Annotated in this window: 11 protein-coding genes and 1 tRNA gene; 9 read left to right on the top strand and 3 right to left on the bottom strand. The window is 70.4% G+C overall.

The features are described from left to right. Window positions 1-22: 22 nt before the first annotated feature. Window positions 23-628, bottom strand: a complete 606-nt coding sequence (locus tag GHR20_RS18230) for a hypothetical protein (protein ID WP_153813776.1) — start codon at window positions 626-628, stop codon at window positions 23-25. 895 nt (window positions 629-1,523) lie between these two features. Between GHR20_RS18230 and dnaN the strand changes: the two genes are divergently transcribed. The 9 genes from dnaN to GHR20_RS18185 all read left to right on the top strand — a co-directional run bounded on the left by dnaN (window position 1,524) and on the right by GHR20_RS18185 (window position 12,382). After that, window positions 1,524-2,654, top strand: a complete 1,131-nt coding sequence (gene dnaN, locus GHR20_RS18225) for a DNA polymerase III subunit beta (RefSeq protein ID WP_148024332.1) — start codon at window positions 1,524-1,526, stop codon at window positions 2,652-2,654. Between the two features lie 182 nt (window positions 2,655-2,836). Further along, window positions 2,837-3,712 carry a phosphogluconate dehydrogenase (NAD(+)-dependent, decarboxylating) gene (gene gnd / locus GHR20_RS18220; RefSeq protein WP_111583361.1) on the top strand — a complete coding sequence of 292 codons (876 nt, stop codon included), beginning with the start codon at window positions 2,837-2,839 and terminating at the stop codon, window positions 3,710-3,712. 79 nt (window positions 3,713-3,791) lie between these two features. Beyond that, complete coding sequence (gene recF / locus GHR20_RS18215; protein WP_111583360.1) at window positions 3,792-4,913, top strand: DNA replication/repair protein RecF; 1,122 nt, start codon at window positions 3,792-3,794, stop codon at window positions 4,911-4,913. Further along, complete coding sequence (locus GHR20_RS18210; RefSeq protein WP_111583359.1) at window positions 4,910-5,446, top strand: DciA family protein; 537 nt, start codon at window positions 4,910-4,912, stop codon at window positions 5,444-5,446. Before recF ends, GHR20_RS18210 begins: the two co-directional genes overlap by 4 nt. A gap of 370 nt (window positions 5,447-5,816) precedes the next feature. Then, entirely contained in the window at window positions 5,817-7,916 is a 2,100-nt protein-coding gene (gene gyrB, locus GHR20_RS18205) for a DNA topoisomerase (ATP-hydrolyzing) subunit B (protein WP_153816034.1), read from the top strand. Between the two features lie 42 nt (window positions 7,917-7,958). Further along, complete coding sequence (gene gyrA, locus GHR20_RS18200) at window positions 7,959-10,553, top strand: DNA gyrase subunit A (RefSeq protein ID WP_153813775.1); 2,595 nt, start codon at window positions 7,959-7,961, stop codon at window positions 10,551-10,553. An 18-nt stretch (window positions 10,554-10,571) separates the two neighbouring features. Further along, window positions 10,572-11,297 (top strand): DUF3566 domain-containing protein, encoded by a 726-nt coding sequence (locus GHR20_RS18195; protein WP_153813774.1) that lies wholly within the window; start codon window positions 10,572-10,574, stop codon window positions 11,295-11,297. An 88-nt stretch (window positions 11,298-11,385) separates the two neighbouring features. Further along, window positions 11,386-11,462, top strand: a tRNA-Ile gene (locus GHR20_RS18190). Window positions 11,463-11,503: 41 nt separating this feature from the next. Further along, window positions 11,504-12,382 (top strand): acyl-CoA thioester hydrolase/BAAT C-terminal domain-containing protein, encoded by an 879-nt coding sequence (locus GHR20_RS18185; protein ID WP_194858914.1) that lies wholly within the window; start codon window positions 11,504-11,506, stop codon window positions 12,380-12,382. A 4-nt stretch (window positions 12,383-12,386) separates the two neighbouring features. Here GHR20_RS18185 and GHR20_RS18180 read toward each other — a convergent pair whose 3' ends face one another. Both GHR20_RS18180 and GHR20_RS18175 read right to left on the bottom strand, forming a co-directional pair. Beyond that, complete coding sequence (locus GHR20_RS18180) at window positions 12,387-13,199, bottom strand: hypothetical protein (protein ID WP_153813773.1); 813 nt, start codon at window positions 13,197-13,199, stop codon at window positions 12,387-12,389. After that, the gene (locus tag GHR20_RS18175; protein WP_153813772.1) at window positions 13,196-13,735 is read right to left on the bottom strand and encodes a SigE family RNA polymerase sigma factor; all 540 of its coding nucleotides are present in this window, start codon (window positions 13,733-13,735) and stop codon (window positions 13,196-13,198) included. The genes GHR20_RS18180 and GHR20_RS18175 overlap by 4 nt, the downstream gene beginning before the upstream one ends. Window positions 13,736-13,749: the final 14 nt, after the last annotated feature.

Below are 13,749 nucleotides of genomic sequence, written 5' to 3'. Positions count from 1 at the left end.
TGGTCGTCAGAGATCCTGGTCGTCAGAGATCCCGGTCGTCCGTCTCCCAGACGCCCTCGTGGCGGACGCAGCCGCCGTCGGCCACGACCCGTCCCTCGCCGGTGTGCCGGCCGGGGCTCAGCGACAGCGTGACGCCGTGGTCGTCGGTGGTGTGGATCACTTGCCGGCCGGTTGCCCGGCCGCTGACCGGGTCGGTCTCCGGCTCCGTGGTCACCTTCCATCCCCGCTCGGACCACCGTCCGCGGAGCGCGGCGATCGCCGCGCGATACCCGGCGTCGCCGTCCGGGAAGTCCGGGGCCCAGGAGACGGACGGCTGGTCCCGGCTGATCCCGCCGTCGTCGACGCCGAGGTCGTCCACACAGGACGCGGACGACCTGGTTTCGTCCAGGCTCACGGAGTCCGGGTCCGAGCCCAGGAAGCGGACCGTGTCCTCCCCGGCGGCCCGCGTATCGCGCACGTGGGCCAGGAAGTCCGCCTCGGAGCTGACCGGGCCGCCCGCCAGGGCCGTGCAGCCTGCGGCGAAGCACACGAGCAGGAGCGCCACGACGGCCCCGGCGGCGCTCAGCCCCACGGCCTTGGCCCAGGGGCGGGAAGCGGGAGCGGGAACGGCGGGCGGAGTCGGCGTCATGGAGCGATCCAAACGCCGCCGACAGGACCGTCGGCAGCGTCGCCCTACTCAGTTCTCGTACTCAGAACGGCCGGAGCCACCCGGTCACGGCCGCCTTGGTGGTCCGCCGAGCACCCCGCGGTCGTCGCCGGCTGTTCGATTTCTCGTCGGGTTACGGCCGCCCTCCACAGATTCGGCGACTTTCTTTCGTCCACACGGTGGGGATGGTGGAGTTGTCCCGAGGTGTGTCCACAGGCAGGGCGGCGAGATCGCGTCGGTGCAGCTCAGGTGGCTGTGGAATCGTGGACGAAGATGATCCACAGGCTGTGGACGAAGAAATGATCCACAGGGTGTGCATGAAGTTGTCCACCGGCAACCCACAGGCTGGGGGCGGTTGTCCCCAGTGTGACGGGGCTTCTCCACATCGCTGTCCACTGTTCGGCAACGCGACGCACCCTCTCACCGCGTCGAGTGAAAGGCGTCACACAAAGGTGCCGGGTTGGGGTGTGGGAAACCTGGGTATTCCTGGGGACACAGCTGGGGAGAACTGCCCTCGTCCTGTGGGCGAGGTGTGCAGAACTTTCCGTTCTCCACAGATACCCCGGGTTGTCCACCGCCTCCATGCACAGGCCCGGTGGACAAAAAACATGCGCTGAGCTGGGCAAACGTGGTTATCCACGGTATCCACAGGCCCTACTACTACTCCCAACTAGAGAGAGCTCGGCAATCGCTTTGAAGCGGGGGCTGTGCACAACTCGCTGTTTCGAGCCCGACTGCCGCTCGGACCGACTTGACCCCGACGGGCACCTACTGTCAGTGCGGTGCGTCAGACTGGTCCCCGGTGTCCTTCCCTCCGCAGTGGGCGGTGACACCGAGTCGGAGGACTCAGGAAGCAACAGCAGGAGGGCGGCTTACGGTGAAGATCCGGGTGGAACGCGACGTACTGGCGGAGGCAGTGGCCTGGGCGGCACGCAGCCTGCCTGCCCGTCCGCCGGCGCCTGTGCTCGCCGGCCTGCTGCTGAAGGCCGAGGACGGCCAGCTGAGCCTGTCGAGCTTCGACTACGAGGTGTCCGCTCGGGTGAGCGTCGACGCCGAGGTCGAGGAGGACGGCACCGTCCTGGTCTCCGGCCGGCTGCTCGCCGACATCTCGCGTGCGCTGCCCAACCGCCCGGTGGAGATTTCCACAGACGGTGTACGGGCGACCGTGGTCTGTGGATCGTCCCGGTTCACGCTGCACACCCTCCCGGTGGAGGAGTATCCGGCGCTGCCGCAGATGCCGAACGCGACCGGCACCGTGCCCGGCGAGGTCTTCGCCGCCGCCGTGTCCCAGGTGGCCATCGCCGCGGGCCGCGACGACACGCTGCCCGTGCTCACCGGTGTGCGCATCGAGATCGAGGGCGACACGGTGACGCTGGCGTCCACCGACCGCTACCGGTTCGCGGTCCGCGAGTTCCTGTGGAAGCCGGAGAACCCGGAGGCGTCCGCGGTCGCCCTGGTGCCCGCCAAGACGCTGCTGGACACCGCGAAGTCGCTCGGCGCGGGCGACAGCGTGACGCTGGCCCTGTCGGGCTCCGGCGCGGGCGAGGGCCTCATCGGTTTCGAGGGCGCGGGCCGGCGTACGACCACGCGACTGCTCGAGGGCGACCTGCCCAAGTACCGGACGCTGTTCCCGACGGAGTTCAACTCGGTCGCGGTGATCGAGACGGCGCCGTTCGTGGAGGCCGTCAAGCGTGTCGCGCTGGTGGCCGAGCGGAACACCCCGGTGCGGCTGAGCTTCGAGCAGGGCGTGCTGATCCTGGAGGCCGGTTCCAGCGACGACGCACAGGCTGTGGAGCGGGTCGACGCGCAGCTCGAGGGCGACGACATCTCGATCGCCTTCAACCCGACGTTCCTGCTGGACGGCCTGAGCGCGATCGACTCGCCGGTGGCGCAGCTGTCGTTCACCACGTCCACGAAGCCCGCGCTGCTCAGCGGCAGGCCGGCGCTGGACACGGAGGCCGACGAGGCATACAAGTACCTGATCATGCCGGTGCGGCTCAGCGGCTGACCGCAGCCGGCGTCGTCCACAGGTGTGCACAAAGCCGGGCATCCGTGAGGGCGTCCGGCACCTCCGCAGGGTGGCGCCGGATGAGCGCCGGAGCCCACAACTGTGCGTGAACGGGGCCGTCTAGGCTCGGGGCGGCACTCTCGTGCCCCAGACGCCAGCAGCGACCCTAAGGAACACAACTGATGGAGCTCGGTCTCGTCGGCCTCGGCAAAATGGGCGGCAACATGCGCGAGCGGATCCGCCGCGCGGGCCACACCGTCGTCGGATACGACCGCAACCCCGACATCGCGGATGTCCACAGCCTGGAAGAGCTTGTGGGCAAGCTCAGCGCTCCGCGCGTGGTGTGGGTGATGGTCCCGGCCGGCGAGGCCACCCAGTCGACCGTCGACCGGCTCGCCGAGCTGCTGGAGCCGGGCGACGTGGTCGTGGACGGCGGCAACTCCCGCTGGACGGACGACGAGAAGCACGCCGGGGAACTGGCCGCCAAGGGCATAGGTTTCGTGGACTGCGGCGTCTCCGGCGGCGTCTGGGGCCTGGAGAACGGGTACGCGCTGATGTACGGCGGCGACGCCGAGCACGTCGCCCGGGTGCGGCCGGTCTTCGACGCGCTCAAGCCGGAGGGCGACTTCGGCTCGGTGCACGCCGGCAAGGCGGGCGCGGGCCATTTCGCGAAGATGGTCCACAACGGCATCGAGTACGCCATGATGCAGGCGTACGCCGAGGGCTGGGAGCTGCTGGAGAAGGTCGACTCCGTCACGGACGTCCGTGAGGTCTTCCGCTCCTGGCAGGAGGGCACCGTCATCCGCTCCTGGCTGCTCGACCTCGCGGTGAACGCCCTGGACGACGACGAGCACCTGGACGGCCTGCGCGGTTACGCACAGGACTCCGGTGAGGGACGCTGGACGGTGGAGGCCGCGATCGACAACGCGGTGCCGCTGCCGGCGATCACCGCGTCGCTGTTCGCGCGGTTCGCCTCCCGTCAGGAGGACTCGCCGCAGATGAAGATGATCGCCGCGCTGCGCAACCAGTTCGGCGGCCACGCCGTAGAGAAGAAGTAGTCCGAAGCAGTCCGGGGGGCGCCCCGCGATCCACAGCCCGTTCGTCGCGCGGAAGCGGAAGGAGGCCGGCGTACCGCCCATGCACGTCACGCATCTCTCGCTGGCCGACTTCCGCTCGTACGAACGGGCCGAGGTCCCGCTCGACCCGGGCGTCACGGCCTTCGTCGGGCCCAACGGCCAGGGCAAGACCAACCTGGTGGAGGCGGTCGGCTACCTGGCGACCCTGGGCAGCCACCGCGTCGCCTCGGACGCGCCGCTGGTGCGCATGGGCGCCGAGCGGGCCGTGATCAGGGCACAGGTCCGCCAGGGCGACCGGCAGCAGCTGATCGAGCTGGAGCTGAACCCCGGCCGCGCCAACCGCGCCCGCGTCAACCGGTCCTCGCAGGTCAGGCCCCGGGACGTGCTGGGCATCGTACGGACCGTGCTGTTCGCGCCCGAGGACCTCGCCCTGGTGAAGGGGGACCCCGGGGAGCGGCGCAGGTTCCTGGACGAGCTGATCACCGCGCGCTCCCCGCGGATGGCCGGGGTGCGCTCCGACTACGAGCGGGTGCTCAAGCAGCGCAACACGCTCCTGAAGTCCGCGGCGCTCGCGCGCCGGCACGGCGGGCGGACCATGGACCTGTCCACCCTCGACGTGTGGGACCAGCACCTCGCGCACGCCGGTGCCGAGCTGCTCGCCCGGCGGCTCGACCTGATCGCCGCGCTGCGGCCGCTGGCCGACAAGGCGTACGAGCAGCTGGCCCCCGGCGGCGGCCCGCTCGGGCTGGAGTACAAGCCGTCCGCGCCCGGCGAGGCCCACACCCGTGAGGACCTGTACGCGCAGCTGCTCGCCGCCCTGGCCGAGGCGCGCAAGCAGGAGATCGAGCGGGGCGTCACGCTCGTCGGGCCCCATCGCGACGATCTGGTCCTGAAACTCGGCCAGTTGCCCGCCAAGGGGTACGCCTCGCACGGCGAGTCCTGGTCGTACGCCCTCGCCCTGCGCCTCGCCTCGTACGAGCTGCTGCGCGCCGAGGGCAACGAGCCCGTGCTCGTCCTGGACGACGTCTTCGCCGAGCTGGACGCGCGCCGCCGCGAGCGGCTGGCCGAGCTGGTCGCGCCCGGCGAGCAGGTGCTGGTCACCGCCGCCGTGGACGACGACGTCCCGCCCGTACTGGCCGGGGCGCGGTACTCCGTCTCGGGCGGGACGGTGGAACGCGTATGAGCGGCGGGAAGGACGGCGCCGAGAAGAGCGGCGAGCCCTCCGGGGTGGACCTCGCGCGCGTGGCGCTGCGCGCCGCGAAGGAGCAGGCCCGCGCGCGCGGCGACGCGGCCCGGCAGAAGAAGCAGGCCCGGCGGGGCGGCGGGCTGCGGTCCGGGGCGCGGGCCGACGGCCGCGACCCGATGGCACTCGGTTCGGCGATCAACCGGCTGATCACCGAGCGCGGCTGGGAGACCCCGGCGGCCGTGGGCGGCGTGATGGGCCGCTGGCCGCAGATCGTCGGCGAGGACCTGGCCAAGCACTGTGTGCCGCAGCGCTACGACGAGGACGAGCGGGTGCTCGTGGTGGCCTGCGACTCCACGGCCTGGGCGACCCAGCTGCGGCTGCTCGCGCCGGCCCTGGTCGCCCGGCTCAACGAGGATCTCGGCCATGGCACGGTCCGGCTGATCAAGGTGCACGGCCCCGGCGGCCCGGCCCGCCGCTACGGCCCGCTGCGGGCTCCGGGAAGCATGGGTCCGGGCGACACCTACGGGTGACGTACCTCACGTCGCGGCATCGCGTCACACCCCTCTGGCCTGCGGGTTCGCCCCGCGCACGGCCGTCGCCGCACGGGCGCGGGACGCGTACCGACCCTGGAGTAGCCAAGGGTTGACGGCCCGAAGCTCTGAGTGCCGCTGTGAGGCTCTTGGAGCCCCCTTCCGTATATCGGTACCCGGCGGAGACCGGTTCAGGGCGGCACATGGGGACTCAGGTACCCGCAAACCCCCATCGATGTCAGCGCTACCGGTAGACTGGAAGCCAATCCCGCCCCAACGTGGGGACCGCCCGGGAAAAGCTGAGCAACGCTGATTCAAGGCTTACCAACGCAACATGCCGCAGCCGCTCCGGCGACCTTCCCCCGAGGGGATGCCCCCAGGAGCCCGGCTCGTGCTGTGCCAGTGCCAGAAAGGGCGCTTCGTGGCCGATTCCGGCAACCCCAACGAGAACATCCCGTCCACCGACGCCGGCGTGAACGCCGAGGTCCCCGCCCCGACGGCCTCGTACGACGCCAGCGCCATCACCGTGCTCGAAGGGCTGGACGCGGTCCGCAAGCGGCCCGGCATGTACATCGGCTCCACGGGCGAGCGCGGACTGCACCACCTGGTGTACGAGGTCGTCGACAACTCGGTCGACGAGGCGCTGGCCGGTTACGCGACCCTCATCGACGTGACGATCCTCGCCGACGGCGGCGTCCGCGTCGTCGACAACGGCCGCGGCATCCCGGTCGGCATCGTGCCGTCCGAGGGCAAGCCGGCCCTGGAGGTCGTGCTGACCGTGCTGCACGCGGGCGGCAAGTTCGGCGGCGGCGGCTACGCCGTCTCCGGCGGTCTGCACGGTGTCGGCGTGTCCGTGGTGAACGCCCTGTCCGGCAAGGTCTCCGTCGAGGTCAAGACCGACGGGTACCGGTGGACGCAGGACTACAAGATGGGCGTGCCCACCGCCCCGCTGGCCCAGCACGAGGCCACCGAGGAGACCGGTACGTCGGTCACCTTCTGGGCCGACCCGGAGATCTTCGAGACCACCGAGTACTCCTTCGAGACGCTGTCCCGGCGCTTCCAGGAGATGGCCTTCCTCAACAAGGGCCTGAACATCAGGCTCACCGACGAGCGCGAGTCGGCGAAGGCGACCAGCGGTGCGGACGAGGCGGGCGCGGACGAGAAGGCCGAGGTCAAGTCGGTCACGTACCACTACGAGGGCGGCATCGTCGACTTCGTGAAGTACCTCAACTCCCGCAAGGGAGAGGCGGTGCACCCCACGATCATCGACCTGGAGGCGGAGGACAAGGACAAGAGCCTGTCCCTCGAGGTCGCGATGCAGTGGAACAGCGGCTACAGCGAGGGCGTGTACTCCTTCGCCAACATCATCCACACGCACGAGGGCGGCACCCACGAGGAGGGCTTCCGCGCCGCGCTGACGTCGCTGATCAACAAGTACGCGCGCGACAAGAAGCTGCTCCGGGAGAAGGACGACAACCTCACCGGTGACGACATCCGCGAGGGTCTGACCGCGATCATCTCGGTCAAGCTCAGCGAGCCGCAGTTCGAGGGCCAGACCAAGACCAAGCTGGGCAACACGGAGGCCAAGACCTTCGTGCAGAAGGCGGTCTACGAGCACCTGAACGACTGGCTGGACCGCAACCCGAACGAGGCCGCGGACATCATCCGCAAGGGCATCCAGGCCGCCACCGCGCGTGTCGCCGCCCGCAAGGCCCGTGACCTCACGCGGCGCAAGGGCCTGCTGGAGTCGGCCTCCCTGCCGGGCAAGCTGTCCGACTGCCAGTCGAACGACCCCATCAAGTGCGAGATCTTCATCGTCGAGGGTGACTCCGCCGGCGGTTCGGCCAAGTCCGGCCGCAACCCGCAGTACCAGGCGATCCTCCCGATCCGCGGCAAGATCCTCAACGTCGAGAAGGCCAGGATCGACAAGATCCTGCAGAACCAGGAGATCCAGGCGCTGATCTCCGCCTTCGGCACGGGTGTGCACGAGGACTTCGACATCGAGAAGCTCCGCTATCACAAGATCATCCTGATGGCGGACGCCGACGTCGACGGACAGCACATCAGCACCCTGCTGCTGACCTTCCTGTTCCGCTTCATGCGGCCGCTGGTCGAGGCCGGGCACGTGTACCTCTCCCGTCCGCCGCTGTACAAGATCAAGTGGGGCCGGGACGACATCGAGTACGCCTACTCGGACCGCGAGCGCGACGCGCTGCTGGAGATGGGGCGCCAGCGCGGCAAGCGCGTCCGCGAGGACTCCATCCAGCGCTTCAAGGGCCTCGGCGAGATGAACGCCGAGGAACTGCGGGTGACCACGATGGACCAGGAGCACCGCGTGCTCGGCCAGGTCACCCTGGACGACGCCGCCCAGGCCGACGACCTGTTCTCGGTGCTGATGGGCGAGGACGTCGAGGCGCGCCGCCAGTTCATCCAGCGCAACGCCAAGGACGTCCGCTTCCTCGACATCTGAGTCGGTCTCAGCTGACCGCACAGGGAAGGATCTTCACCAGCAATGGCCGACGAGAACACTCCAGTCACCCCCGAAGAGGGCGGCGAACTCGCCATGCGTGTCGAGCCCGTCGGGCTCGAGACCGAGATGCAGCGCTCGTACCTCGACTACGCGATGTCCGTCATCGTCTCCCGCGCGCTGCCCGACGTCCGGGACGGCCTCAAGCCCGTCCACCGGCGCGTGCTGTACGCGATGTACGACGGCGGCTACCGCCCCGAGCGCGGCTTCTACAAGTGCGCCCGTGTCGTCGGTGACGTCATGGGCAACTACCACCCGCACGGCGACTCCTCCATCTACGACGCCCTGGTGCGCCTCGCCCAGCCGTGGTCGATGCGGATGCCGCTGGTGGACTCCAACGGCAACTTCGGCTCCCCGGGCAACGACCCGGCCGCGGCGATGCGCTACACCGAGTGCAAGCTGGCGCAGCTGTCGATGGAGATGGTCCGCGACATCGACGAGGAGACCGTCGACTTCACGGACAACTACGACGGCCGCTCCCAGGAGCCGACCGTCCTGCCGTCCCGCTTCCCGAACCTGCTGATCAACGGCTCGGCCGGCATCGCGGTCGGCATGGCGACCAACATCCCGCCGCACAACCTGCGCGAGGTCGCGGCCGGCGCCCAGTGGAGCCTGGAGAACCCCGAGGCATCGCACGAGGAGCTGCTCGACGCGCTCATGGAGCGCATCAAGGGCCCCGACTTCCCGACCGGCGCCCTGGTGGTGGGCCGCAAGGGCATCGAGGAGGCGTACCGCACCGGGCGCGGCTCGATCACGATGCGCGCGGTGGTCGAGGTCGAGGAGATCCAGGGCCGGCAGTGCCTGGTGGTGACCGAGCTGCCGTACCAGGTGAACCCGGACAACCTGGCGCAGAAGATCGCCGACCTGGTGAAGGACGGCAAGATCGGCGGCATCGCGGACGTCCGTGACGAGACGTCCTCGCGCACCGGCCAGCGTCTGGTGATCGTCCTGAAGCGGGACGCGGTCGCCAAGGTCGTGCTGAACAACCTGTACAAGCACACCGACCTCCAGACGAACTTCGGCGCCAACATGCTGGCGCTGGTCGACGGTGTGCCGCGCACGCTGTCCCTGGACGCGTTCATCCGGCACTGGGTGACGCACCAGATCGAGGTCATCGTGCGCCGGACCCGGTTCCGGCTGCGCAAGGCCGAGGAGCGCGCGCACATCCTGCGCGGTCTGCTGAAGGCCCTGGACGCCATCGACGAGGTCATCGCGCTGATCCGGCGCAGCGAGACCGTCGATGTCGCGCGCACCGGCCTGATGGGCCTCCTGGAGATCGACGAGATCCAGGCCAACGCGATCCTGGAGATGCAGCTGCGGCGCCTGGCGGCCCTGGAGCGGCAGAAGATCGTCCAGGAGCACGACGAGCTCCAGGCGAAGATCCACGAGTACAACCAGATCCTGGCCTCCCCGGAGCGTCAGCGCGGCATCGTCAGCGAGGAGCTGGCCGCGATCGTCGAGAAGTACGGCGACGACCGCAAGACCAAGCTGATCCCGTACGAGGGCGACATGTCCATCGAGGACCTGATCGCCGAGGAGGACATCGTCGTCACCGTCTCGCGCGGCGGTTACGTCAAGCGGACCAAGACGGACGACTACCGGGCGCAGAAGCGCGGCGGGAAGGGCGTGCGGGGGACGAAGCTGAAGGAGGACGACATCGTCGACCACTTCTTCGTCTCCACCACGCACCACTGGCTGCTGTTCTTCACCAACAAGGGCCGGGTGTACCGGGCCAAGGCGTACGAGCTGCCCGAGGCGGGCCGGGAGGCGCGCGGCCAGCACGTGGCGAACCTGCTCGCCTTCCAGCCGGACGAGGCGATCGCCGAGATCCTCGCCATCCGGGACTACGAGGCGGCGCCGTACCTGGTGCTGGCCACCAAGTCCGGCCTGGTCAAGAAGACGCCTCTGAAGGATTACGATTCGCCCCGCTCCGGCGGCGTGATCGCGATCAATCTGCGGGAGCGCGAGGACGGCGGCGACGACGAGCTGATCGGCGCCGAGCTGGTCTCGGCCGACGACGACCTGCTGCTGATCAGCAAGAAGGCGCAGTCGATCCGCTTCACCGCCACGGACGAGTCCCTGCGCCCGATGGGCCGCGCCACCTCCGGCGTCAAGGGGATGAGTTTCCGCGAGGGCGACGAGCTTCTCTCGATGAATGTGGTGCGACCCGGTACGTTCGTGTTCACTGCCACCGACGGCGGGTACGCGAAGCGGACTCTCGTCGACGAGTACCGCGTCCAGGGCCGCGGCGGCCTCGGCATCAAGGCCGCCAAGATCGTGGAGGACCGCGGTTCGCTCGTCGGGGCGCTGGTCGTGGAGGAGACCGACGAGATCCTCGCGATCACTTTGTCCGGTGGTGTGATTCGCACGCGAGTCAACGAGGTCAGGGAGACGGGCCGTGACACCATGGGCGTCCAACTGATCAACCTGGGCAAGCGCGATGCCGTGGTAGGTATCGCACGTAACGCCGAGGCGGGGCGCGAGGCGGAGGAGGTCGACGGCGGGGACGCCGACGACATCACCGCCGAGGAGACCCAGGCCACCGGCACGGACGAGGGTGAGGCGCCCTCGGCCGAGTAGCACGAGGAGTGAGTCATCGTGAGCGGAGCCACGGGCGCCGGATCGGCCGGTACCTCCACGGGTACGGAGACGGACGGCGGCGGCCGTGGCTCCGCCGCGCATGCGGGGACGGCCACCGACCCGCAGACGACCAACCTGAAGCCGGTGCGGCCGTCCGCGGCGGACGCACCCGGCACGTCTGCACCCCAGGGGGGAACTGTGACGGACACCCGAGGCCCGGCCGCGGCCGGCGAGGCGCAGTCGGCGTCCCCGCTGCCCGGGGAGCGGCGCCCCGAGCAGCCCGGCGGTCCGTACCACCCGCCGCAGGCGTACCCGGCGCAGCAGGCGTCCGGCGGGGTACGGCGTCCCCGCACCGGGGTGCGCACCGCGCCGCGCACCCGTAAGGCGCGGCTGCGGGTGGCCAAGGCCGACCCGTGGTCGGTGATGAAGGTCAGCTTCCTGCTCTCCATCGCGCTCGGCATCTGCACCATCGTCGCCTCGGCGGTGCTGTGGATGGTCATGGACGCGATGGGGGTGTTCTCCACGGTCGGCGGGACGATCTCGGAGGCGACCGGCTCGAACGAGGCGAACGGCTTCGACCTCCAGTCCTTCCTCTCGCTGCCGCACGTCCTGATGTTCACGACGATCATCGCGGCCATCGACGTCGTCCTGGCCACCGCGCTGGCCACGCTCGCGGCCTTCATCTACAACCTCTCCGCGGGCTTCGTCGGCGGCGTCGAGCTGACCCTCGCCGAGGACGAGTGACGCTCTCCGGCAACCGATTTTGGGACTGACGTGGTCGTGCGCTAATCTTCAGGAGTCAGCGCGCGGGACATACACCGCACAGCGCGGCGGGGCTATAGCTCAGTTGGTTAGAGCGCATCCCTGATAAGGATGAGGCCACAGGTTCAAATCCTGTTAGCCCCACCAGCACGAAAACCCCCAGCTCTCAACGGCTGGGGGTTTTCGGCATGTCAGGGTGGTCCATCGGGGGTCCTGTGGAGATCGTGGAGCGGGAGCTGGCCGAGCCCTGGGAGGGGTTGCTGGTCTCGCCCGTCGGGGGCGGTGCGGCCGGGGTGCTGGTGCTGGCCGGGTCCAGTGGGCGGATCATGCGGGAGCGGGCCCGCCTGCTCGCCCGGCAGGGGATCACCGCGCTCGCCATCCGCTGGTTCGGGGGGAGCGGGCAGCCGCCCGGGATCTGCGAGGTCCCGCTGGAGACCTTCACCGACGCCGTCGGTCTGCTGCGCGACACGGGGGCCCGGCGGATCGGCGTGCTCGGGGTGTCCAAGGGGGCCGAGGCGGCCCTGCTCACGGCCGTCCGCGACGACCGGGTGGACGTGGTGGCCGCCCTCTCGCCCAGCTCGCTGGTCTGGTGCAATGTCGGGCCCGGCCGGGACGGCGCCGACCGCCCGTACCGCTCGTGCTGGACGTGGCGGGGCCGGCCGCTGCCCTTCGTGCCGATGGACGGCTCCTGGACGCGGGCCGAGCCGGAGGGCGAACCCGTCGCCGTCCGGGGCTGGTACGAGCGCAGCGAGCGGACCTTCGCCGGTCTGCTCCCGGCGGCGGAGATCCCCGTCGAGGCGGCGCGGGCCGAACTGATCCTGGTCGCGGGCGGCGACGACGCGATGTGGCCCTCGGAGCCCTACGCCGAGCGGCTGGCCGAGCGCCGGCGCGCGGCCGGGGCGGGCGTCCGCCTGATCACCCGCGCCGACGCCGGCCACCGCCCCTTCTTTCCCGGTGAACTCCCCTCGCCGCCGTCCCCGGTCTTCCGGTACGGCGGTACACCGGAGGCCGACGCGCTGCTCGGCGCGGCCGCCTGGCCGCACCTCTTGGACGCGCTGCGGGGCTGAGGGGTTACTCGGTCACCTCCGCGGACTCGTAGGCGGTCTGGCCGGGGGCCGCGCAGACGAACCAGTTGGCGGTGGGGAAGCCGCGGACGGACCGGATGACCGAGTCCGAGGAGCGGACCGGGGTATCGGCGGGCGCGAGACCGGCCGTGGTCGCGCTGCCGTCCTTCCAGTGGCAGGTGACCTGGCGTGCCGTGGTGGCCACCATGCCGACGACCAGGTTCTGGGTGCCGGAGCCGGGGGTGAGGGCCTTGGTGAAGACGTGGATCTCGGTGCCCTTCGGGTGGGGCAGGCCGGCGACGGTGTCGGAGGCCACCAGCCCGAAGGTGGGGGCGCCGGCGCCCTTCTGGAAGCTGCGGAAGATGAAGTAGCTCGTCCTGCCGATCAGGTCGGAGGGGCTGCCCGAGGTCACCGGCGTGAGGCCCCAGTCCGCCATGGCCCTCATCTGCCGGACGGCCTCGCTCCGGTCGCGGGGCGCCGGCCACACCTTGGCGTTCACGTTCCATGTCGTGCCGTCGCGGGTGCCCTCACCCACCGTCGACATCACCGGCTCGTCCACCAGTTGCCCGCCGACCCCGGTATCCGCCGGTGAGGCCGACCCACGGTCGGGCAGCACCCGCACCGCCCCCGCCGTGCCCCCCGCCACCACCGCGGCCGCGACCGCCGTCACCGCCCACCGCCGTGCCCGGAGCCGCCGGCCGCCCTGTACGACCGCCGCGACGGGCGCCGGGCCGGTCTCGATCTCCCGCGCCGCGTCCGCGAGGAGGAGGGCGATCCTGTCCTGTGCCATGCCGTGCCCGTTCCCGTCCGTGTGCGTCATGCCCGCCCTCCCTGCGGGACCGCGTCGGCCAGCGCCGGGATCAGGCGCAGCTTCGCTATCCCCTTGGCCGTGTTGCTCTTGACCGTGCCGACGGAGCAGCCCATCGCCTGTGCGGTCTGGGTCTCCGTCAGGTCCTCCCAGTAGCGCAGGACCACCGCCTGGCGCTGTCGCGCGGGCAGCTGGGCGAGCGCCCGGAGCAGCACCTCGCGGTCGACGGCCTGGGTGATCCGGTCGCCGCGGTCGGCCTCCTCCCGCACCAGGCCGGAATCGTCCTTCGGCGCCAGGAACTCCTTGAGCCTGCGCCGGTGCCTGCGGGCGTGCAGGTTGATCATCACGCGCCGGACATAGGCGTCCGGGTCGTCCGCCGTGCCGACCCTGCGCCAGGCCGTGTAGGCCCGCTCCAGCGTGGACTGGGCGAGATCCTCGGCGGAGTGCCGTTCCCCGGTGAGGAGAAAGGCCGTGCGCAGCAGCCGTGACCAGCGGGCGGTCATGAATCTGCCGAACTCTTCGTCCCGGTCCTGTTTTCCGTCCTCCATGGACACCTCCTGAA

Source organism: Streptomyces sp. SUK 48, from assembly GCF_009650765.1.
Classification (GTDB): domain Bacteria; phylum Actinomycetota; class Actinomycetes; order Streptomycetales; family Streptomycetaceae; genus Streptomyces.
Note: the sequence above shows the minus strand (reverse complement) of the source record. Positions and strands in the feature narration are given on the sequence as shown.

Excerpts from the sequence above, each read along its gene's own strand:
- GHR20_RS18230 (WP_153813776.1), bottom strand. The coding sequence starts at position 628 with ATGACGCCGACTCCGCCCGCCGTTCCCGCTCCCGCTTCCCGCCCCTGG.
- gnd (WP_111583361.1), top strand. The coding sequence starts at position 2,837 with ATGGAGCTCGGTCTCGTCGGCCTCGGCAAAATGGGCGGCAACATGCGC.
- recF (WP_111583360.1), top strand. The coding sequence starts at position 3,792 with ATGCACGTCACGCATCTCTCGCTGGCCGACTTCCGCTCGTACGAACGG.
- GHR20_RS18210 (WP_111583359.1), top strand. The coding sequence starts at position 4,910 with ATGAGCGGCGGGAAGGACGGCGCCGAGAAGAGCGGCGAGCCCTCCGGG.
- gyrB (WP_153816034.1), top strand. The coding sequence starts at position 5,817 with ATGCCCCCAGGAGCCCGGCTCGTGCTGTGCCAGTGCCAGAAAGGGCGC.
- gyrA (WP_153813775.1), top strand. The coding sequence starts at position 7,959 with ATGGCCGACGAGAACACTCCAGTCACCCCCGAAGAGGGCGGCGAACTC.
- GHR20_RS18185 (WP_194858914.1), top strand. The coding sequence starts at position 11,504 with ATGTCAGGGTGGTCCATCGGGGGTCCTGTGGAGATCGTGGAGCGGGAG.
- GHR20_RS18180 (WP_153813773.1), bottom strand. The coding sequence starts at position 13,199 with ATGACGCACACGGACGGGAACGGGCACGGCATGGCACAGGACAGGATC.
- GHR20_RS18175 (WP_153813772.1), bottom strand. The coding sequence starts at position 13,735 with ATGGAGGACGGAAAACAGGACCGGGACGAAGAGTTCGGCAGATTCATG.